This is a genomic window from Lentzea flava (assembly GCF_014648475.1).
GTDB classification, from domain to species: domain Bacteria; phylum Actinomycetota; class Actinomycetes; order Mycobacteriales; family Pseudonocardiaceae; genus Lentzea; species Lentzea flava.
On sequence record NZ_BMRE01000008.1, the window covers coordinates 15,426 to 35,889 of the forward strand.

The 20,464-nt window shown below is 71.3% G+C and carries 15 protein-coding genes and 1 pseudogene; 5 read left to right on the plus strand and 11 right to left on the minus strand.

The features are described from left to right. Positions 1–3: 3 nt before the first annotated feature. The 10 genes and pseudogenes from IEZ09_RS12635 to IEZ09_RS47845 form a co-directional block, all read right to left on the minus strand. Positions 4–2,583, minus strand: coding sequence for a PKD domain-containing protein (locus tag IEZ09_RS12635; RefSeq protein WP_189253841.1), 2,580 nt, complete (start codon positions 2,581–2,583; stop codon positions 4–6). Then, complete coding sequence (locus IEZ09_RS12640; protein ID WP_189253842.1) at positions 2,580–4,808, minus strand: transglutaminase TgpA family protein; 2,229 nt, start codon at positions 4,806–4,808, stop codon at positions 2,580–2,582. The genes IEZ09_RS12635 and IEZ09_RS12640 overlap by 4 nt, the downstream gene beginning before the upstream one ends. After that, complete coding sequence (locus IEZ09_RS12645) at positions 4,805–5,944, minus strand: DUF58 domain-containing protein (RefSeq protein WP_189253843.1); 1,140 nt, start codon at positions 5,942–5,944, stop codon at positions 4,805–4,807. Before IEZ09_RS12645 ends, IEZ09_RS12640 begins: the two co-directional genes overlap by 4 nt. Positions 5,945–5,949: 5 nt before the next feature. Beyond that, positions 5,950–6,906: an AAA family ATPase gene (locus IEZ09_RS12650; RefSeq protein WP_189253844.1), complete on the minus strand. Its 957-nt coding sequence runs from the start codon at positions 6,904–6,906 to the stop codon at positions 5,950–5,952. Between the two features lie 44 nt (positions 6,907–6,950). Next, the gene (locus IEZ09_RS12655) at positions 6,951–8,252 is read right to left on the minus strand and encodes a helix-turn-helix domain-containing protein (RefSeq protein WP_189253845.1); all 1,302 of its coding nucleotides are present in this window, start codon (positions 8,250–8,252) and stop codon (positions 6,951–6,953) included. Between the two features lie 428 nt (positions 8,253–8,680). After that, the gene (locus IEZ09_RS12660) at positions 8,681–9,586 is read right to left on the minus strand and encodes a DUF6461 domain-containing protein (RefSeq protein ID WP_189253846.1); all 906 of its coding nucleotides are present in this window, start codon (positions 9,584–9,586) and stop codon (positions 8,681–8,683) included. 32 nt (positions 9,587–9,618) lie between these two features. Beyond that, positions 9,619–10,461, minus strand: coding sequence for a dioxygenase family protein (locus IEZ09_RS12665; RefSeq protein WP_189253847.1), 843 nt, complete (start codon positions 10,459–10,461; stop codon positions 9,619–9,621). After that, positions 10,458–11,480, minus strand: a complete 1,023-nt coding sequence (locus tag IEZ09_RS12670) for a maleylacetate reductase (protein ID WP_229812520.1) — start codon at positions 11,478–11,480, stop codon at positions 10,458–10,460. Before IEZ09_RS12670 ends, IEZ09_RS12665 begins: the two co-directional genes overlap by 4 nt. A gap of 2 nt (positions 11,481–11,482) precedes the next feature. Beyond that, positions 11,483–12,316, minus strand: coding sequence for an aromatic-ring hydroxylase C-terminal domain-containing protein (locus tag IEZ09_RS12675; RefSeq protein ID WP_229812491.1), 834 nt, complete (start codon positions 12,314–12,316; stop codon positions 11,483–11,485). 4 nt (positions 12,317–12,320) lie between these two features. Further along, positions 12,321–12,788: pseudogene (locus IEZ09_RS47845) on the minus strand (tryptophan dimethylallyltransferase family protein); the annotation flags it as partial. 610 nt (positions 12,789–13,398) lie between these two features. On the opposite strand from IEZ09_RS47845, the gene IEZ09_RS12680 reads away from it, so the two are divergent. From IEZ09_RS12680 to IEZ09_RS12700, 5 genes are all read left to right on the plus strand, one after another. After that, on the plus strand, positions 13,399–15,009 hold the full coding sequence (locus IEZ09_RS12680) for an ABC-F family ATP-binding cassette domain-containing protein (protein WP_189253849.1): 1,611 nt from the start codon (positions 13,399–13,401) through the stop codon (positions 15,007–15,009). Between the two features lie 97 nt (positions 15,010–15,106). Next, a complete protein-coding gene (gene abc-f, locus IEZ09_RS12685) occupies positions 15,107–16,726 on the plus strand; it encodes a ribosomal protection-like ABC-F family protein (RefSeq protein WP_189253850.1) in 1,620 nt (539 codons plus the stop codon). A gap of 412 nt (positions 16,727–17,138) precedes the next feature. After that, positions 17,139–18,269, plus strand: coding sequence for an alpha-hydroxy-acid oxidizing protein (locus tag IEZ09_RS12690; protein WP_189253851.1), 1,131 nt, complete (start codon positions 17,139–17,141; stop codon positions 18,267–18,269). Positions 18,270–18,364: 95 nt separating this feature from the next. Beyond that, entirely contained in the window at positions 18,365–19,174 is an 810-nt protein-coding gene (locus IEZ09_RS12695; protein ID WP_189253852.1) for an AfsR/SARP family transcriptional regulator, read from the plus strand. Positions 19,175–19,180: 6 nt separating this feature from the next. After that, positions 19,181–19,783: a ScbR family autoregulator-binding transcription factor gene (locus tag IEZ09_RS12700; protein WP_189253853.1), complete on the plus strand. Its 603-nt coding sequence runs from the start codon at positions 19,181–19,183 to the stop codon at positions 19,781–19,783. A 9-nt stretch (positions 19,784–19,792) separates the two neighbouring features. On the opposite strand, the gene IEZ09_RS12705 is transcribed toward IEZ09_RS12700, so the two are convergent. After that, positions 19,793–20,449, minus strand: coding sequence for a ScbR family autoregulator-binding transcription factor (locus tag IEZ09_RS12705; protein ID WP_189253854.1), 657 nt, complete (start codon positions 20,447–20,449; stop codon positions 19,793–19,795). Positions 20,450–20,464 lie beyond the last annotated feature (15 nt).

Sequence of the window (20,464 nt, forward strand, 5' to 3'; positions counted from 1 at the left end):
CGGTCAGTCCGTCCCTTCCACGAGGATCAGGCTGAAGTCGTTGCCCGCCGCGACGGCCAGCACGCCGCTGGTTCCTGGCGGTAGCGGGTCGACGTCGTAGCTGACGAGACCCCATCCGAACGCGGTGCCGTCCGCCTTCACGGCCAGGGCGTGCTGGTGACTGATGTCGATCGCGACGACACCGCTCTGCGCTTCCTCCGGCACCCGGAACGTCTTCTGCTTCCGGCTGCCCCAGCTGATGACCGAGCCGTCTTCCTGCAACGCCAGGCCGACGCTGCCGCCCAGGGCGAGTGCGCGCACGCCGCCGGAGATGCTGGGCGGCGTGCCATCCTGGAACGGGCCGTCGCCCCAGACGACGAGGGAACCGTCGGCTTTCAGCGCCAGACTGGTGCTGTCCCCGGCGGCGATCGCGACCACACCGCGCCGGGCCTCGTCCGGTACGTCTGATTCCTCGCTGGTACCGCCCCAGGCGATGACGGAGCCGTCCGACCTCAACGCCAGGCTGTGCCGATCTCCTGCGGAGATCGCGACCACACCGCGCCGGGCCTCTTCCGGCACGTCCGACTCCCCGTCGCGGCCGCCCCAGGCGACCACGGATCCGTCGGTTTTCAACGCCAACGTGTGCTCGCCGGAGGCGGAGATCGCGATCACGCCGCTGGTCGCCTCCTGCGGCACGTTCAGCCGGTTCGCGGTGTCGTCCGGTCCCCAGGCGATCACGCGGCCGTCGGTTTTCAACGCCACCGCGTGGGTTTCGCCTGCGGCAACGGCGATCACGCCGCTCTCGGCAGCCGGCGGAACGATCATCGGCCAGTCCTCCCGGGTCAGGGCCTTGACGGTGCCTCTGGCCACGGTGAACTGACGGGACGACTGCGCGGTCTGGGATCCCTTGGTGACGGTGAGCGCGACGGTGTACCGGCCGGGTGTGGCGAACCGGTGGTCGAACTCGGCTGTCCGCGCGGTCACCTCGGGTGCCGGCTGACCTGACCGGGTGACCGTCCACTCCCACCTGTCCGGCTCGCGGGTGGTGTCGGCGCTGAAGTGCACCGGCTCGCCGATCACCGGCTTCGGCCGGCTGACGGCGAGCGAGATGATCCGCGGCGGCGCTCCTCGCGGGACCACCGTCACCGCGGTCTCCGCCTCTGCCCGCCTTCCCTCGCCGAAGGTGGCGGTCGCGCGGACGGTGAAGACACCCGGCTCGAGCCAGGTGTGCCGGACCGAGGAGCCGGAGGCGTCGGTTCCGTCGCCGAACGACCACCGGATCGTGGCGCCGGCGGCGTGCTGGAGCACGAAGGTCAGCTCGAACTCGTCACCGGCCACCCCGCTGTTGCCGGGTTCGACCACGATGGACGCGGCGGGGCTCGAGGCCGTCAGGTCCGGCCGGCTGTTCTGGTGGGGTTGCCCGAGCCCGATCTTCTGCTTCTCGTGGCCGGTCTTCCTCACCTCGTCCGCCCGCACCGACCGGTCGGGCGTCGGGGTGGGCTTGTCCACGGCGGGGTTCTCGGTGTACTTGGTGATCGTCCGGACCGTGCCCCACAGGTCCAGCACGCCGGCCTTGTTGCTGTTGGGGTCGTTGAAGAACACGATGCCGTCCCGGGCGATCAGCTCGAACGCGGTCGGCCGCTCGAACAGCGCGCGCTGGGCCACCACGCGCGACGTGGCGAGGTCGACGATCGTGGCCTGCCCGGTGGAGTGGTCGGGCACCACCGCGTGATCACCCACCTCGACCGGCGCGCCGAGCTCGGCACCCGGCGACCCCACCTGCACGGGCTTGGCGCAGGACCCGGTGCCGAACGTGCACGAGATCAGCTCGCCGCGGGTGCGCACCGCGATCAGCAACCGGGACCGGTCGGCGGAGCCGCTGACGACGACCGCATCGCCGGCGCGGAGATCCGGCCGCAGGGAACGCCGGACAGCACCGGTCTGGGGGTTGATCAGCTCCGCCGTGCCGTGCTCGGGATCCACCAGCGCGGGCAGGCCCTGCGTGATCGCGAGGAGACCGCTCCTGGTCGCCGTGGCACGGGATCGTCGTTGTCCCCGGTCCAGCCAGACCAGGTCGCCCGTCGCCTCGTCGATCGCCCACACCCGGCCCAGTCCGTCGGCGACGACGCTGCCCGGCCTGACCGCGCCGGCCAGGTGCTCGGGTTCGCCTCGCCGCGCGAGCGTGGCGGGATCGACCGCGGCGACCGCTCCACTGTGGACGTCGACCACCCGCAGCGCGTCCGGTGAGGGCAGCAGGACCAGGCCGTCGCTCTCCGGGAGCACGGACGCCGGGCGGGAGACCTGCTCGGTGGCGGTGTCGATGCGGCTCAGCGCACCGGTCTTCCCGTTCAGGACGAAGGCGGCGCCGTCCTGGTGGTGGGTCACGCTCAGCGCGGTGCCGGGAACGGCGACCGGCACGTGGGCCTTCACCTCGGCGGACGCGCCGTCCACCAGCGTCGCCTCGCCGACCGGTCCGGACGCGAGCCAGACCGCGCCGGAGAGCATGCGCACCTGCGGTGGCTCATAGCCGGGCCCCGCCACCAGAACGGCGGCGGCGATCGTGGCGACGGCGCCGAGGGCGACCCTGACGTGTCCCGGTTTCATCGGTATCGCCCCGTTTCGAGGCGTTCTCCCGCATGCCGCCTGCGCCGCGCGACGCTCCACGAGGTCCACAGTGGACGCGGGTCCAGCGCGGCGCGAAGGCGTGCCGCGGACAGGCGTCGCGGGTAGAGCTCGGCGTTCAGCCGTGCCAGGAGTTTCCAGGCTTCGTCTGCGTCGTGACGGTCGAGGTGCTCCGGCGCGTAGATCGCCTTCGTCGCCAGTTCCGCGGTCGCGGCGATCGGGTCCGCCGCGTCGCCGAGGCTGCCGCGCACGTGCCGCGCCACCTCGTGGAACGTGAGCGAGACCGGTGCTGAGACACCGCGTTCGACCAGCCGGTCGAGCTGTTCCTGCCACGCGCCGAGCACCCGCGCCGCGTCATCGGGATCGAGGCGCCGCCTCCTGCGGCGACGGGCTTTGCCGAACACCACGAATCCGGCCGTCAGCAGCACGAGCAGAACCACCGACGGCACCAGCACCAGGGTGCCGTTCAGGACGTTGTCCCAGTGGAACCCCTGCTCGTCCGGCGCATCGGCGGACGGGGAGTCCGCCCGCGGCGCCGGCACCGGCGCGGTGGTCGACGGGGCGGGCTGCGGCGGGACCACGCGGGGTGCCTCCGGTGGCGGGTTCCGCGTGATCTCGTCCTCGGTGCTGGTGGGGTCGTACGCGACCCAGCCGTACCCCGCGAAGTGCACCTCTGGCCACGCGTGGGCGTCGGCGGTGGTGACCTGGAAGACGCCGTCCGCGGCGCCGCGCAGGCGATAGCCGACCGCGACCCTGGCCGGATACCCCCACATCCTGGCGACCACCGTGAACGCCGCGGCGTACTGCTCGGCGTACCCGCCACCCGCGTCCCCTTCCGCCAGCGCACGGGCGATGGCGGCGTAGGAGTGCCCCGGTGGCCGGTTCGGCCGGGGATCCTTGACCAGCAGAGCGGCTTCGAGGGAGCGGAGCCGGTCGCGAGGAGAGGTGTCGTTCCGATCCGCCGCCGACGCGGCCAGCGTGCGCACCGCGTCCGGAACACCGGCGGGAAGCGGTGGCGACTGAGTCGTCGTCGTGGCGGCCTGTGCCAGGTCCTTGTCCGACACGTACACCTCGCCCGTGACGTCGTAGGTGAACCCCGGCGAGATGGGACCGGTGCTCACCACCACGCCCGAGCGCGGGTCGAACCCGAACCGGCCACGCGTCTCGCCGGGCCCGTCCAACCGGGACGGCCAGCCGACGACCGGCAGGTACGGACCGGCGAGACCCTGCAGTTCGATGCGCGCCGTCACCGGCTTGCGGTGCTGCAGCGCGGGGTCGACGGTGAGGTGGCTCCCGGCCACCCGGTAGGTGTCGGTCGCGGTCCAGGTGGTGCCGTCGAACGTGTCCAGCGCGGCGGTGCGCACCCGGTCGACCGGCATGGTGCCGTCGAGGGTCATCCGCACGGTGAACAACGGGCGGGGCGGGGACTCGTTGAGCTGTTTCTTCAGCTGGGACAGCGGGGTGAGGGCGTCGGTGCTCGCGACCGGTGGTGCGAGCAGGTCACGCGGATCGAAGCGGTGATCGCCGGACGCCAGGGGCGACACCTGGCCGCCTGCCAGGCCGAACAGCGCGCCGGCGGCGACCGTCGAGCCCGCGACGACGAGGGCGACGACCGGCCTGGACGACTGGCGTTCGATGCGAACGGTGCCGTCGCCGGTGTTGCGGTGGGTGCGGATCGCGATCAGGACGAGTGCCGCGGCCAGGAACACGACGGTGGCGACCAGATGTCCGCCTGCCTGGTTGCCGACGGCGAAGAGAGCGAACAGGAAACCGGCCAGCGACGGCGCGAGCGGCGCCAGCGGGTTGCGCGTGCGCAGGACCAGCAGGACCGACGAGAACGCCGCCGCCCACACCACCAGGGCCGGTGCCGCGAGCAGCTCGCCCCACGAGTCGGCGGGCGCGGTCACGGTGAGCAGGCGGTTCCAGCTGCCGTGCAGTCCACTGAGGACGGCGGAGGCGTCGCCGCGGAACACGCCGCAGACCATGACCAGGGCCAGTCCCGCGACGGCCAGGATCGGGGTGACCCAGCTGCGCCGGTGGCCCAGCGCGGCCGCCGCGCCGCCGGCGAGGCACGCCGGCGCGAGCACGGCGAGGTAGTCGGGCGTGGCGAAGAAACGGTGGTACACCAGGGCTCCGGCGGCGGCCGCCACCACCGCCAGCGCCACCTCGGCCAGCAGGCCGCCAGAGGTGAACCTCCGCCACGTCATCGCAGCACCAGCCGGTTCCAGTTGGCGGCGAACTGCTCGCTGGTCGGGGCGGCGACCGCGAGCACACCGCGCGGCCTCGCCGGCAGGGCGGAGTCCGGCGGGACGAGCTGGGCGAGGTTGACCGTGAGGAACCGGTGGCGCAGCTGCATCAGCAGTTGCGCGGCGTCGGTGCCCACGCGGCCGGTGACCACGGTCAGCGCGACGCCCTCGGTGTCGGAGACCACGTCGCGCACGAGGTCGGACAGAGCGGCGAGGCCGCGATCGGCGGCGCCGCAGGCCACAGTGGACAGCAGCTCCAGCGCGGTGCCGCTCGAGTCCCTCTCGGCGCCGCCGGTGGTGCGCAGCCGCAGCGGCAGCCCGGACCGTTCGGCGGCGACGCAGAACGACGCGGCGACGCGGACCGCGTCCTCGAACAGCCGGCCGGAGTAGGGGGTGGCGCCGGTGTCCAGCACGACCAGCTGGCGCGGCTCGTCGGGCACCACCACGTGCCGGGTCATCACCGTGCCGGTCCTGGCCGTGGCACCCCAGTGGATGCGTCGCCAGTCGTCGCCCGGCACGTACTCCCGCAGGCTGTGGAACGCCACGCCGCCCAGGGGAGCGCTGCTGACCGTTTGGCCTTCCGCGTCCTGGGGGCCGCCGGTCGCGATCGTCGCCAGCAGGTGCACGCGCGGGTAGACGTGCACGACCAGCTCACCGCCGCACGCGCGGCCGCGGTGCAGCAGCCGCAGCGGGTCGGAGTGCCCGAGCTGCACCGGTGGGATCACGTAGCGGCCGCGGCTGGCGACCGGGAGCGGGTAGCTGACCGTGCAGCCGTGGCCCGCGGTCAGCGCGGGCACGGCGACGGTGGTGCGGTGCCCGCCGACCGTCTCGGTGATCCGCAGCGGAGGGCTGCCGCGCCTGCCCACGTTCGTCACGGTCAGCGTGGCCTGGGCGGCGTCGCCCTCGAACACGCGTCTCGGCCGGACCTCCCGCACCACCGTCAGCCGGGGAGACGCCACCAGCCAGGCCGCGGCCACCAGCAGGGTGCCCGCCGCGGCGAGGCCGAGCGTCACCAGCTCCGGGTAGTCGGTCCACGCGCCGAGGGCGATCAGGCCCGCGGCGGCGGCCGTCATCGCGGCCCCGGATCTGGTCAGCACACCACTCACCGGCCTGCCGGGACCGGTGCGGCCGCGAGAACGTCGGTGAGGACCGACTCGGTGGTGCGTTGCTGGATCCGGGCTTCCGGGGTGAGCAGCAGGCGGTGGTTGAGGACCGGGATGGCCACGGCCTTGACGTCGTCGGCGGTCACGTAGGGACGGCCGGCGGACAGGGCGTAGGCCTGGGACGCGGTCACCAGGGCGATGCCGCCCCGCGGGCTCACGCCCAGCTCGACGTCGGGGTGGACCCTGGTCGCCCGGATCAGGCGGGCCACGTACTCGCGGAGGTTGTCGGCCACGCGCTGGTCGCGGACCGCGCGGATCATCAGGCGGAGGTCGTCGAGCTCCATCACGGACTTCAGCTCGTCAGGGCGGCGGCGGGTGACGCCGTAGGACAGGACGCTGACCTCGTCGGCCAAGTTCTCCGGGTAGCCGATGCTGATGCGCATCATGAACCTGTCGAGCTGCGCTTCCGGCAGCGCGTAGGTGCCCTGGTGCTCCACCGGGTTCTGGGTGGCGATGCACAGGAACGGGTAGGGCACCGGGATCGGGCGGCCGTCGACGGTCACCTGGCCCTCCGCCATGACCTCGAGCAGCGCGGACTGGGTCTTGGGCGAGGCGCGGTTGATCTCGTCGCCCAGCAGGATGTGGGTGAAGACCGGGCCCTGCCGGAACTCGAAGCGCGAGCGGCCCTGGTCGTAGACCTGCACGCCGGTGACGTCGGACGGCAGCAGGTCGGGGGTGAACTGGATGCGCTTCACCTCCGCACCCGCCACCGAGCGGGCGATGGCCTTGGCGAGCGACGTCTTCGCCACGCCAGGCACGTCCTCGATCAGCAGGTGACCCTCGGCGAGCAGGCAGACCAGGGCGAGCCTGACCACCTCGGGTTTGCCGCGGATGAAGTCCTCGACGTTCGCCGCCAGCGCCTCGAACCTGCGCTGGAAGATCGCGGCATCGGACACTTCATCGCCCCCATCGTGCGTACATCAGCGGTCAATCCGGTCGTTCAGTGAATAGGGCTGCGCAGCGCGGCGTTCAGGCGGGGGTGGACCTCGCGGACCGCGGGGTGGTCGCGTTCGCGGCCGAGCAGGCGCGCGAGGCGCTTCAGGTCCTGCCGGACGGTGGCCGAGTCGACCAGCTCGGCGGCGTCGAGGACCTTCGTGGCCAGCGCGCTCGCGTGGTCGATGTCGCCCGCCGCGGCGTAGGCGAGGGCGCGCCGGGCACCGAAGCGCGCGTGGGTGCGGTGAGCCGTGTCCGGCACCAGGGACAGCTGGCGGTCCAGGACGTCCGCCGCCTCGCGCGACCGGCCGAGGTCGTGCAGGCACCAGGCCGCGACCAGGCTGTTCAGGTCGGCACCGCTGACCGACGCCGAGCCGATCACCATGCCGTTCGACGTGTCGGCCCTGTCGAGCAGCGCGGCGGCGCGGTCGAGCGCGCGCTGGCAGTTGTCGTAGTCGCAGGCCAGCGCGTGGCCCTGGGCCTCGCGCAACGCGGCGAGCCCCTGCACCCGCGGCGACGTGCCCGGTGCCGCCTGCGCCTGCTGGGCGAGGTCGATCGTGCCCACGGCGTCGTCCCGGTAAAGCGTGATCAACGCCTGCCTGATCAGCGAGTACGTGGCGAGCTCCGTGTCGCCGGCCGCGGCGCCCATCTCGACGGCGTTGCGGGTCCACCACATCGCGGCCCTGTCGTCGCCGGCCTCCTGGGCCATCCACCCCGCGTACTCGCTGTAGCGGGCGGCCAGCCCGAGCAGCTCCTCGCGCACCGGCGAGGGCGCACCGTTCGCCATCCCCCGCAGGGTGTGGGTGTGCACCGTGACCATCGGCAGCACCACGCTGGGGCTCGTCGTCTGCCCCAGCTGCCTGACCTGGGCGAACAACGATCGGAACGCCGTCAGCGTGCCGTCGTGGGCCGCTGCCGCCGACGCGCTGCGCGGCGCCCCCAGCGTCAGGCCCAGCAACGAGGCCGCGCCCGTCGCGATCGCCTCGCGCCGAGGCATCGGAACCATCCAGCTCGATCCGTCCGGAGCCATGCTCATCACCCACACTTCGCCGTCGCCATCGGCCGCGACGGCTGCCGGCGGGCTCGCGGGAGCGGGCTGGTCCACCAGACTGGCCAGACGTCCACCGGCTCCGAGTACCGCGTCACAGCGCCGGGCCAGATCAACACCTGGTTGCTTGATGCCAGTCTCGATCTTGCCCAGATAGCCCTTGCTGTAGTGGACCTGCGCCGCCAGCGTCGCCAGCGAGAGGCCCGCCGCGGTGCGCAGGCGCCGCAGTTCCACACCAAAGACATCCGACTGCTCAGCCATGAGTCCCGCCCCCAGCCGCCGCTCCGGGCATCGTGTGCACGGCGGCGGACCCTCAGAACCGCCGGGCGGGGCCCGGCGACCGGTGATTCGACCGTTGCAGACTACTGAGCCCCCTGGCCGGAGGCCCAGACCTGGAGCGCAGGTGAGGGCGGACGTCTGGCTGCACGATCCGAGTCTGGGGGGCCGCGGGGCCGATTCCCAGGCGTCTCCCGTCGCCCGTGCCGGTGGGAGACGGGAGACCCCTGCCATTCCGCGGCGGGTGGCCTGATGCTGGTCTCACGACGGAGACGCCCAGCGTCACGGTCGGGTTCTGGGGGGGTGGCAGCAGGACCGGGTCTACCCAGTGGCTCGGTCTTGCTGCCACAGCTACACGAAAAGGGGGAAACGAACGTGAACAGGGATTGGACGGGCGCGCCTTCCTAGCGGGCTCAGGCCAGATCGGGCCGGAACGCCCCGCGCAGCGCCTCGGTCAGGTAGCCGAACCGATAGGCGCGCTGACGTTCCACCTCGCTCAACCTGTATCGGCCGTTGTGGTCGTTGAGCGACCAGCTCGCCCGGCGGTGCAGCGCGAGCCACTCGCGCACGTGCCGCCCCAGCTCGCTGTCCGGGGTGACCACGACGCGCTCGCCCCGCCTGGCGGCGTCCAGTGCCGCCGCCAGGCCGGGCGTGTCACCGAGACCGAGTTCCGCGACGATCGCCTCGGCCCGCGCGAGCTGGCCGGCGTCGGTGCCGGACGGCCGGGTGCGGCTGAACCAGTGGTCGAAGTGCATGCTCGGCAGCGGCGCGGTGAGCTGCTCGAACGTGGGCAGGACGCCGGTGACGAGCCCGGCCAGCCGCAGCGCGCGGCTGACGGCCTCCTCGTACTGGCCCTCGTCGTCATCGGGGTCGAACCCGGCCTCGCGCAGCTGCGGCAGGAGCCCGTCGGGATTCGTGCCGTGGCGCATGTCCGGGTAGTTCAGGTTGAACTCCGTGGCGACCTCGCCGTCGACGGCGTGCGCGAAGCTCGGTGAGGCGTAGTCGTGCCGCAGCACGGCGACCGCCTCGGTGCCCCGCGACAGCGCGTCGACGAGGTGCACCAGCCAGAAGCTGGTGGGCTGCAGCAGCACCGTCCACTCGCCGAGCGACAGCGCGGAGACCACCTCCGGATAGCCGTGCTCGTACTCGTGCAGGCCGTGGATCTCGTCCGGCGTGCGCTCCGCCAGCGTGTCGGGATGTCCGCCGACGAGCCGCAACGCGTCGAGCGGCTCGATGCCGCGCACGAACGCGATCGCGAAGATCTCACCGAGGAAGGGCTCCTCGTGGTACGAGTCGGCCCAGGACAGGTCGTGCTGCACGCGTTCCCCCCAGAAGCAGTCCGGGGGAGACCTTAGCGCTGTGGCGCCAGCACGACGTCGAACCGGGTCCGTGTCCACGGCTCGTCGCCCGGCTGCTCGGCGAACCGCTTGACGAGCGACTCCTTGACGCCGAACACCGCGTCGCCGACCTCCAGCTGGGGATCGCCCTCGACGAAGATGTGCGTGACGAGGGTGCGGAAACCGTTGGCGGACACCATGAAATGCAGGTGGGCGGCGCGCATGGGGGAGCGTTTCGCCGCGGCGAGGAGTTCGCCGACCGGGCCGTCGTGCGGGATCGGGTACGGCGTCGGGGTCGTGCCCCAGAAGGAGAACCCGCCGTCGGCGTCGGAGAACAGGTGGCCGCGGCCCGCGACGCGGCCGTCGGCGTACTGCACGTCGTAGAAGCCGTCCTCGTCGGCTTCCCAGACCTCGATCCTGGCGCCGGGAACCGGATTTCCGTCCGTGTCGCGCACGGATCCCTCCACCAGGCACCGCGTTCCGGACGCGCCCGCGGCGATGTCACCGCCGTTGCCCACCAGGGGCGACTCCTCCACGAAGAACGGGCCGAACACGGTGGCTTCCGTCGCGTCGCCGTACGCCTCGTTGTTGACGGCGATGGTCTGCATCGAGGCGCCCAGCACGTCGGAGAGCAGGATGAACTCCTGCCGCTTGTCGTCGGTGATGTGCCCGACGGCCGTCAGGAACTCGATGGCGCGCGTCCACTCCTGTTCGGTCAGGCGCACTTCGCGGATGAACGCGTGCAGGTGCCGGGTCAGCGACTCCAGCAGTTCCTTCAGGCGCGGGTCGGGGGTGTTGGCGAACGAGGCGATCACCTCGGCGGTCAGGCGTTCCTCGATGCGCTGCTGGGTGGTCATGCTCGGCTCCACTCCCTCGGGTCGCGGCCCGCCGAGGCGGCGGCGAGAAGTGCGGTCAGGTCGTCTTCGGTGACGGGGCGCGGGTTCGACGGGGGAACGGCGGGCAGGATCAGGCGGGCGGCTTCGGCGGCGTCGGGCACGCCGTGCAGCACGTGGGAGGCACCGATCTCGGAGTACAGAGTGGTCAGCTCGGTGCCGAGCGCCTCGGTGATGCCGTCGGCGGCCCGGGGAGCCGCAGGGGCGTTGAAGGCCAGCACGTACGGGAGGATCGCGGTGTGCGTCCTGGCGTGCGGGAGGTCGTAGGCGCCACCGAGGACGTGGCAGATCTTGTGGTGCAGCCCGGATCCCGCTGAGGCGAACGCGACGGCGGCCAGGTAGGTGCCGTGGAACATGAGCTCCCTGCCCTCCACGTCGCCGATCAGCCGCAGGCCGCTGCTCAGCGCCCGGATGCCGGCCAGGGCGAGGGCCTGGTTGATCGGGTCGGTGCGCGGCGCCCACATCGAGTCGACGCAGTGCGCCAGGGCGTTGCAGCCGGAGGCGATCGACAGCTCCGGCGGCAGCGAGGCGGTGAGGGCGGCGTCGTAGACGACCGTCACGGGCAGGATGCGGTCGTCGCTGCCGGTGGTCTTGCGCGAGGCCTCGGTCAGGCCCCACACGTTCGTCGCCTCCGAACCCGCGTACGTGGTGGGCACGGCGACGATCGGCAGGCCGGTGGTCAGCGCGACCGCCTTGGCCAGCCCGGTCGTCGATCCTCCGCCGACGCTCACGAGGAGGTCCGCCTCGGACTCGGCGGCCAGCGCACGGGCGCGCTCGGCGTGGCCCACCGGCACGTGCGGCGCGACGTCGGTGCAGTGCGCCGTCACGTGGATCTTCGAGGTCACCTCGGGCGCGATGCCGTCCTCGGCGATGAGCAGGACGCGCCGGGCACCGAGGCGGTCCACTTCCGCCGCGAGGTTCTCCGCGGCCAGACCTGTGCCGAACCGGACTCGCTGGCCGAGCGTCACGTGCTCGAACCGCATGCTCACGCGCTCTCCTCCCTGGCCAGGACGGTGGTCAGGACGGACACCAGCTCGGCCTCCGGATCGGCGGGCAGGCAGCGGCTGCGCCAGCCGACGTGCTTGTCCGGGCGGACCAGCACGGCGCCGTCTTCGTCCACGCCGGACAGTCGCGACCAGTCGAAGTAGAGGTCCGTGACCTCGCGTCCTGGCCCGATGACCACGGTCCGCACCGGCACGCCGAGCCGGTCGGCCACCTTCTGCGCCGCGTCGGCCCACGCTTCGCCGTTGATGCCGGTGAGCAGCGTGAACTGTCCGTACGGCACCAGGTCGTGGGTGGAGAGCTTCCGCCTGCTGTCGCCGACCCAGGCGTGCGGCAACCGCGCTCCGGGGAACGTCGACGGCTCGTAGTAGAGCTCGGGATCACGGGCAGGTTCCGGACGGGTCGTGCCGTCGGGGACCACGGCGCTGGACTCGTAGGTCTGGCCCATTTCCACGCCGTGGGCGTTGAACTCGTAGTTCTTCAGCTCCATGGCCTCACGGACGGCGGCGCGCTTGGCGGCACCCGCGAGGCCGGTGTCCTTCCGTTCCTCGATCCGGGCGTGCATCTGCTCCGCCGACTCGGCCGCGTCGAGGCCGAGCGCCTCGAACAGCGCGCCGAACTCGCGGGCGGACTTGTTGGCCCGCAGGACGATCTGCCGTGCCACCGGGGCGCGTTCGGCGGTGTAGGTGTCGAGCAGCGCAGGACCAGCCTGTCCACTCAGGACGGCCGCGATCTTCCACGCGAGGTTGTAGGAGTCCTGGATCGACGAGGCCGAGCCGCCGCAGTGCCTCGCTGACAAGGGAGGTCGCGCTCTCACGGCCGCGCACCTCGGGGTTGAGGTAGACCTTGATCGCGGGCGGCACGTCCCGATGCACGATGAGCGAGTACCAGAACGCGAACGCGCCCTGCGGGTCGTCCGGCAGGAACAGGTCGCGCACCTGGTCGAACCGCCGCAGGTCCAGCTGGTGCTGGGCGGTCAGCCGGTCGAGCACGCCGAGCGCCGCGGCGAGGTTCGCGCGCGGGCCGGGCTGCTCCGCGATCGACTCGACGATCATGCGGACGGCCGGCGGTTCGTTTTGGGCCAAAGCCACCGAGAATTCCACGGGCGTGTGGTCGTCGGCGACGAAAGACGGCCAGTGCGGAACTGCGGTGAGCGGCCGCAGACAGCCGGGGCCCAGTGCCTCGGCCAGCAGTTTCGTCGATCTCTCTGCGGAATCTGTTAATCCGACCGCGCGGAGCAGGGTCTGCAGTTGCGCAACGGCGAAATCGCGTATTGAGACATCGGGCACGCTCAAGATGGGGCTCTCCTGATCGGCCGGGAATCGTGGCAGGGGGTGCAATCCGGTCGGGGTGGAATGGCGGGATGAATTCTCTCAACCAGCCACATGGCCTGGTCAAGGGCCAGTGGGGTAGCGTGCGGCACTCTGACCTGTGATGAAGATTGCACTGCACGGCCTATTGACTGAGGTCGAGTCAGATGATGAGTGAGGCATTCCGGGGGTTGTGAATGGTGACGTAAAGTGCGTAATTGCGCGGGTGCCCGCACGTGTGCTAGACAACAGCTTGTTGTAGTTTCAACCACTCCTTATTGTGTGCCTAATGGGATTGTGGTAGTGCGGGTCGTTCGAATCCGGTCCGGTGAACACGCACAGCGACCGGAATCGCGGTGTGAACCCGTGTGGTCCTCGATTTCCGGCCCTGATCCCGGTTCCCGGCGGCCGTGTCCCGTTGGTGTGACGCCGCGTGCAGGGCGGTTGACGGTTCGCAGCCGCTCGTGGCAACATCGTTTACGTGATCTACTGACGCCCTCACCGACACGCTGCTGCGGCCCGCGCCTCTTGAGCGCTGTGTGCCCGGCGTGTTCTCCGTTTCCGATCTTCCTTCGGCGGTGGGTGCCTCATGTCAAACATTCCTTTTTTGCATGCCCGTGATCTGGTGAAGTCCTACGGTGTCCGCCGTGTGCTGGACGGGGTGTCGTTGTCTGGATCGCCTGGTCAGCGCATCGGGCTGGTGGGTGAGAACGGCGTCGGCAAGTCGACGTTGCTGCGGATCCTCGCGGGTGCCGAGGAGCCGGACGACGGTCAGGTCCAGCGGCCGGCGGACTGCGGTTTCCTGTGGCAGGAGCTGCCTTTCGAGCCGAGCGCGACGGTGCAGGACGTGCTCGACGACGCGCTGGCCGACATCCGCGCGACGTCGGCCCGGCTCGACGAGCTGACCGCGGCGCTGGAGCGGCGGCCGGACGACGAAGCGGTGCTGGCGGAGTACGGCGATCTGCTCGAATGGGCGCAGGACCACGACATGTGGGACGCGGACCGCAGGGCGAAGCTGGTGCTGGCGGGGCTCGGTCTGTCCGATGTGGACACCAGTCGCGCGCTCGGCACGTTCTCCGGCGGGCAGCGGTCGCGGATCGGGCTGGCGGCGCTGCTGATCCGGCAGCCGCGGGCGATGCTGCTCGACGAGCCGACGAACCACCTCGACGACGAGGCCGTCGGTTTCCTGGAGCGGCAGCTCAGCGGGTTGCCCGGCACCGTCGTCGTGGCGTCGCACGACCGCGTGTTCCTGGACGAGGTGTGCACGGACATCGTGGACCTCGACCCGGCGCGTGGTGGCGTGACGCGGTACGGCGGCGCCTACACGGACTACCTGGAGGCCAAGCGCCTGGAGCTGGTGCGCTGGGAGCAGCAGTACGCGCAGGAGCAGGACGAGCTGAAGGAGCTGCGTGTTTCCGTTGAGGTGACGGCACATCAGGTCAACCACCAGCGCGCCATCAAGGACAACAACAAGATCGGCTACGACCGGCACGGCGGCCGGGTGCAGAAGCAGATCTCGCGCCGGGTGCGCAACGCGCAGCAGCGGCTGGACGAGCTGACGCGCAACCAGGTTCGCCGCCCTCCAGCGCCGTTGCGGTTCAACGGCGCGATGACCGGCAAGGCCGGGCAGGAGCAGCTCGCGTTGTCGTTGCGGGACGTCCGGCTCGCCGGCCGGCTCGACATCGATCAGCTCGACGTCTCCACGTCGTCGCGGCTGATGATCACCGGGCCCAACGGGGCGGGGAAGTCCACGCTGCTGCGGGTGCTGGCCGGTCAGCTGACGCCCGACGCCGGTGACGTGCACCGGGCCCGCGGGGTCAGGGTCGGGTTGCTGGAGCAGGACGTGGTGTTCCCGGATCTGACGCGGTCGGCGCGGCAGCTGTACGAGAAGGTCGCTGGCAAGGGCGCGGTTGCCTTGTCGCAGCTGGGTTTGCTCGCGTCCCGCGACCTCGACCGGCCGGTGGGGGAGCTGTCGATCGGGCAGCGCAGGCGCGTGGCGCTCGCGTTGCTGATCGCGCGGCCACCGGACGTGCTGCTGCTGGACGAGCCGACGAACCACCTCTCGCTCAGCCTCGCCGAGGAGCTGGAGGACGCGTTGAAGGCGGCGCCCGGTGCCGTCGTCATCGCCTCGCACGACCGTTGGCTGCGACGCAACTGGGAGGGCCCGGAGCTGGCCCTCGAAGCCGGTCGCGTCGCCTGAAACCTCTGACACGCCAAGCGAAAGGACAAAGGGAGATGTTCCACAACAGAACGCACGGTGCCCTGTCCCTTCCCCTCACCCGCGTTCGGAGGCTTCCATGTCAGGTCAGCTCACTCTTCGGTCGGTCAGCAAGACCTTCGCCCATCGCCGCGTGCTCGACGCCGTCTCGCTGACGGTCCGCGCCGGCGAGAAGCTCGGTGTCGTAGGCGAGAACGGTTCCGGCAAGTCGACGCTGCTGCGGCTGATCGCCGGGCAGGAGACGCCGGACGACGGCGAGATCACCGTGGTCGCGGAAGGCGGTGTCGGCCACCTCGGACAGGTGCTCGAGCTGCCGGACGACGCGACCGTCGGTGACGCCGTCGACGCCGCCCTCGTCGAGATCCGCGTGCTGGAGCAGCGGATCACCGCCGCGGCACAGGACCTCGGCACGGCCGCACCGGCCGAGCTGGCCGAGTACGGCGAGCTGCTCACCGCGTTCGAGCTGCGGGACGGCTACTCGGCCGACGCCCGCGTCGAGGCCGCCATGTCCGCGCTGGGCATCGGCGACCTCGGCAGGCACCGGCAGCTCGGCACGCTGTCCGGCGGTCAGCGCGCCCGGCTGGCGCTGGCCGGTGTGCTGTCGGCGGAACCGGAACTGCTGTTGCTCGACGAGCCCACCAACCACCTCGACCACCAGGCGCTGACGTGGCTCGAGGACCGGTTGCGGGCCCACCGCGGCACGCTCGTCGTCGTGACGCACGACCGCCTGCTGCTGGAACGGGTCGTCACCGCGATCGTCGAGGTCGACGGTGACCGGCGCACGATCACCCGGTACGGCAACGGTTATGCCGGCTACCTCGCCGAGAAGCGGGCCGCCCGGCAGCGCTGGGAGCAGGCCTACGCCGAGTGGGTCGCCGAGATCGCGCACTGGACGGAGTGGCGCGGCACGACGGCCTACAACGTGGCGCCGGGCCGGGCGATCAAGGACCACAACAAGTGCAAGTACAACGGCGACGGCCGGCGCGTGCAGGCGTCGATCTCGACCCGGGTGCGCAGCGCCTCCGAACGACTGGAGCGCCTGCGGGCCGATCCCGTGCCGAAGCCGCCGGACCCGTTGCACCTCAACGCACCGCTCGACGCGGCGGTGCGGGAGGGCGCGGTGCTCGAACTGCGGCAGGTGAGCGTCGGCCGGCGACTGCGCGTCGACGAACTCGACGTGGCAGCGGGCCAGCGGCTGCTGGTGACCGGCCCGAACGGCGCGGGCAAGTCGACGTTGCTCGACGTGCTGGCGGGCGTCCTCCAGCCGGACCACGGCACCGTCACGCGCCACGGCGTCGTCGGGTACCTGCCGCAGGAAACCGTGGTGCGGCATCCACGCCGCACCGTGCTCGCCGCGTTCGCCGAGGGCAGGCCGGGCACGCGGGACGACCACGCCTCACAGCTCGGGTCGCTGGGCCTGTTCCGCGAGGCCGACTTCGCCACCCCGGTCGGCGCGCTGTCGATCGGCCAGCGACGGCGACTGGCGCTCGCCCGGCTGCTGGTGCAGGAGTCGGACGTGCTGCTGCTGGACGAGCCGACCAACCACCTGTCGCTCGCGCTGGTGGAGGAGCTGGAGGTCGCGCTCGCCGACTATCCCGGGGCTGTGGTCGTGGTGTCGCACGATCGGTTGCTGCGGCAGCGGTGGCGAGGGGATGAGCTGGAGCTCAGCCAGGGGCGGGTGTTGGTGCCGGCGTTGTGAGGGCGGTGCTCGGCTCGGGCTGGGTGCTGGTTCCGGTGTTGTGAGGGCGCGGTTACGGGGCGGTGCTCGCTCGGGCCGGGTGCTGATTCCGGCGTTGTGAGGGCGGTGCTCGGCTCGGGCTGGGTGCTGGTCCTGGCGTTGTGAGGGCGCGGTTGCGGGGTGGCGCTCGGCCTGGGCTGGGTGCTGGTTCCGGTGTTGTGAGGGTGATGCTCGGCCTGGTTCGGGTGCTCGTCCCGGTCCGGTGAGGCGGGTTGGGCATGCTCGGTTTGGGCGACGTGCCGGTCCCAGCCGGGTCGAGGGTCGCTCGACTCGGGCGCCGTGCCGGTCCCGCCCGCGCCACCCAGGTCGAAGGGCGCTCGACACCGGCACGAGCGCCCTTCGGCCACAACCCCTTGGTGCATAACGTGAAGCGGTGAACACACCACTGTGCACAACGGACGGTGCCGCGCTCGAGGACTCGGCGCGGCGCCTGCTCGACCCCGGCCCGTTCGGTTACGTCGCCGGTGGCGCGGGTTCCGGTGCCACGGTCCGGGCCAACCGCGAGGCGTTCGACCGGTGGCGCATCGTGCCGAGGATGTTGCGCGGGGCCCACGTTCGCGACTTGGGCGTCACGCTGTTCGGCGAACGGTTGCCGGCTCCCGTCTTGCTGGCACCGATCGGCGTGCAGTCGATCGTGCATCCCGACGGGGAGCTCGCGTCGGCCCGCGCCGCCGCGAGGCACGGGCTGCCGTTCGTGATCAGCACGATGTCGTCGTACCCGCTCGAACAGGTCGCCGAGGCGGCGGACGGGCCGCGCTGGTTCCAGCTCTACTGGCCCGACGATCCCGAGGTGTGCCTGAGCCTGCTCGACCGGGCGCGAAGAAGTGGGTGCACGACGCTGGTCGTCACGCTCGACAACTGGACGTTCGGCTGGCGCACCCGCGACCTCGACAACGACTATTCGCCTGCGGCACAAGGCATCGGCGCCGCCACCGCGTTCAGCGACCCGGTGTTCCGCGACCGGCTCGGGCGACCGCCCGAGGACGACCTGCCTGCCGCGATCGCGCTGTGGAAGGCGATGTTCACCGGCGTCGACCGGGAGTGGCACGACATCGCGTTCCTGCGTCGGAACTGGCCGGGACCGTTGGTGCTCAAGGGAATTCTGCACCCGGACGACGCGCGGGAGGCCGTCGACGCCGGCGTGGACGGGATCGTCGTGTCCAACCACGGCGGCAGGCAGGTCGATGGCGCCATCGCGGCGCTCGATGCGTTGCCGGACATCAAGTCCGCGGTCGGAGACCGGATCACCGTGCTGTTCGACTCCGGTGTGCGCACGGGCGCGGACCTGGTCAAGGCGCTCTGTCTGGGAGCGGACGCGGTGATGATCGGACGTCCGTACCTCTACGGTCTGGCGCACGGCGGTGAGGCCGGAGTGGGTGAAGTTTTGACGAACTTGCTGACAGAGCTCGACCTGACCGTGCAGCTCAGCGGAGGGCGGCAACGCTCCGACCTGGACCTGAGCCTCCTCAAAACAAACCGGGAGGTTGGTTTTCTTTTGGCTTGACAAACCGGGCGGTTGGTTTTGTATGGTGGTGGAGCACGACGGGCCGCAGTCGGGAGGGCGGGCCGGTCGAACTCCGTCGAACTGGGGAGCAAACCGTGGACATCGATGTATTAGGACCGCTGACAGCTCGCATCGCCGGCGTGTCCATCACGCCCTCCGCCGCGAAGCCCCGCAAGGTGCTGGCCATGCTCGCCGTGCACGCGGACGAGGTGGTGCCAGTGGCGTCGTTGTACGAGGAGCTGTGGGGCGAAGCCGTGCCCCGCAGTGCGGGCACGACCCTGCAGACGTACGTGTTCCACCTGCGCGGCCTCATCGGTGCCGCGTTCAAGCAGGCCCAGGTCGATGGCGATCCCAAGGCCGTCCTGCTGACGCAACCCGGCGGTTACCTGCTGCGGGGCGGCGTCGTCGACGTCAAGGAGTTCGACCGGCGTGCGCTCGAAGGTCACCGCGCCAGGGAGAAGGGCGATTTCCGGGCCGCGGCGCGGCTTTTCCGCGAGGCGCTCGCGTACTTCCGCGGTGAGGCCCTGGTCGACGTGCAGGCCGGTCCGATGCTCGAGGTCGAGCTCGACAGGCTGAACGAGGCACGGCTCAACGTGCTCGACCGGCGCATCGACTGCGACCTGCGGCTCGGCCGGCACCACGAGCTCGTCGGCGAGCTGACGGCGCTGGTCGCGCGCAACCGCATGCACGAAGGTCTCACCGCGCACCTCATGGTCGCGTTGTACCGGTGCGGCAGGCGCGGCCACGCCGTCGAGGTCTACCGCAGGCTGCGGCAGAACCTCGTCAACGAGCTCGGTCTCGAGCCTTCTCCCGCGCTGCACCGGCTCCAGCGGCTGATCCTGACCGCGGACGCCCGCCTCGCCCTTCCCGCTGACGCCGAGGCGCAGCTAGAGCACGTGGGCTGAGCCGTGGTGAGGCAGCAGAGGGCCGAACAGACTCGGGCGCGGCTGGTGGAGGTCGCGGCCGAGCTGTTCGACCGGTACGGCTTCGCCGGTACCAACATCAGTGACATCACGGCGGCCGCCGGTGTCACCAAGGGGGCGCTGTACTTCCACTTCACCGCCAAGGAGGAACTCGTCGAGGCGGTGCAGGACACCAGCACGGCACTGCTGGCCGACGCGGTCGCGAAGATCGCGGCGTCCGGCGTGTCGCCGTTGGAGGCGTTGATCGATCTCAGTCACGCGGTGGCGCGCATGCTCGTCACCGAACCAGCGGTGCGGGCGAGCTTCCGCATCGCGCGCGAATGCGGTGACAGGGCCAAGCCGTTCGTCGACTTCCACCACGCTTGGTGGTCGGTGGTGCGGGAGTTGTTGCGTGCCGCGAAGAGGAACGGGCAGCTCGTCACCGCGTCGGACGTGTCGCTGCCGTTGCTCGCGATGTACGTCGGCATCGAGGCGCTGTGGTCGTCCGGGATGTCGAAGGACGACGTGTCCGACCTCTTCTCCGACGCGTGGCGGTTGCTGCTGCCCGGCCTCGTTCCTGCCGAGCTCGTGGACGAGCTGCTGGCGGAGTGACCCGCGTTCTCAGCCGACGAGCGCCGGGTCGGTCGCCGTGCTGGTCGTGGGGTCGGGCTCGGGGCCGGCCGGGTTGAACTTGCCCAGGCGCCGCGGTGGGACGATGCCCGGCAACAGGAAGCGCCACATGTTCGTCACGCGCTGCACGACGTCCTCGCGGCCCGTCAGCACCTCGGAGCTCACCTGCACGCCGGTGAACGACCCGATGACGTAGGTCGCCACGTCGTGCGGCGTGACGTCCGCCCTCAGATCGCCCTTCTCCTGCGCGTACACCAGGCACGACTCGACGACGTCGATCCAGCCCTGGTAGGCGTCCGTCGCGGGCGAGGCGAACGTGCCCTGCTCGATGACCAGCCGGATGCTCGCGCGCACGCGCACGTCGCGCTGAAGGCTGCGCGCCATCGCCTGGGTGAGGTCGATGACGGCCTGCACGCCCTTCGTGCCGATCTCCGAGATCGGGTCCCAGACGCCGAACTGCTCCCCGATGATCGCCTGCGCGATCTCCTCCTTGGACTGGAAGTGGAAGTACAGCGCGCCCTTCGTGACGCCCGCGCGCTGAAGGATCTCCGACAGCGTCGCCCCGAAGAACCCCGCCTCGTCGAACACCTCCGCCGCGGCGTCGAGGATCGCGGTGCGCGTCCGCTCCGCGCGCTCCTGTTGCGCCACAGGGGACTCCTTCCG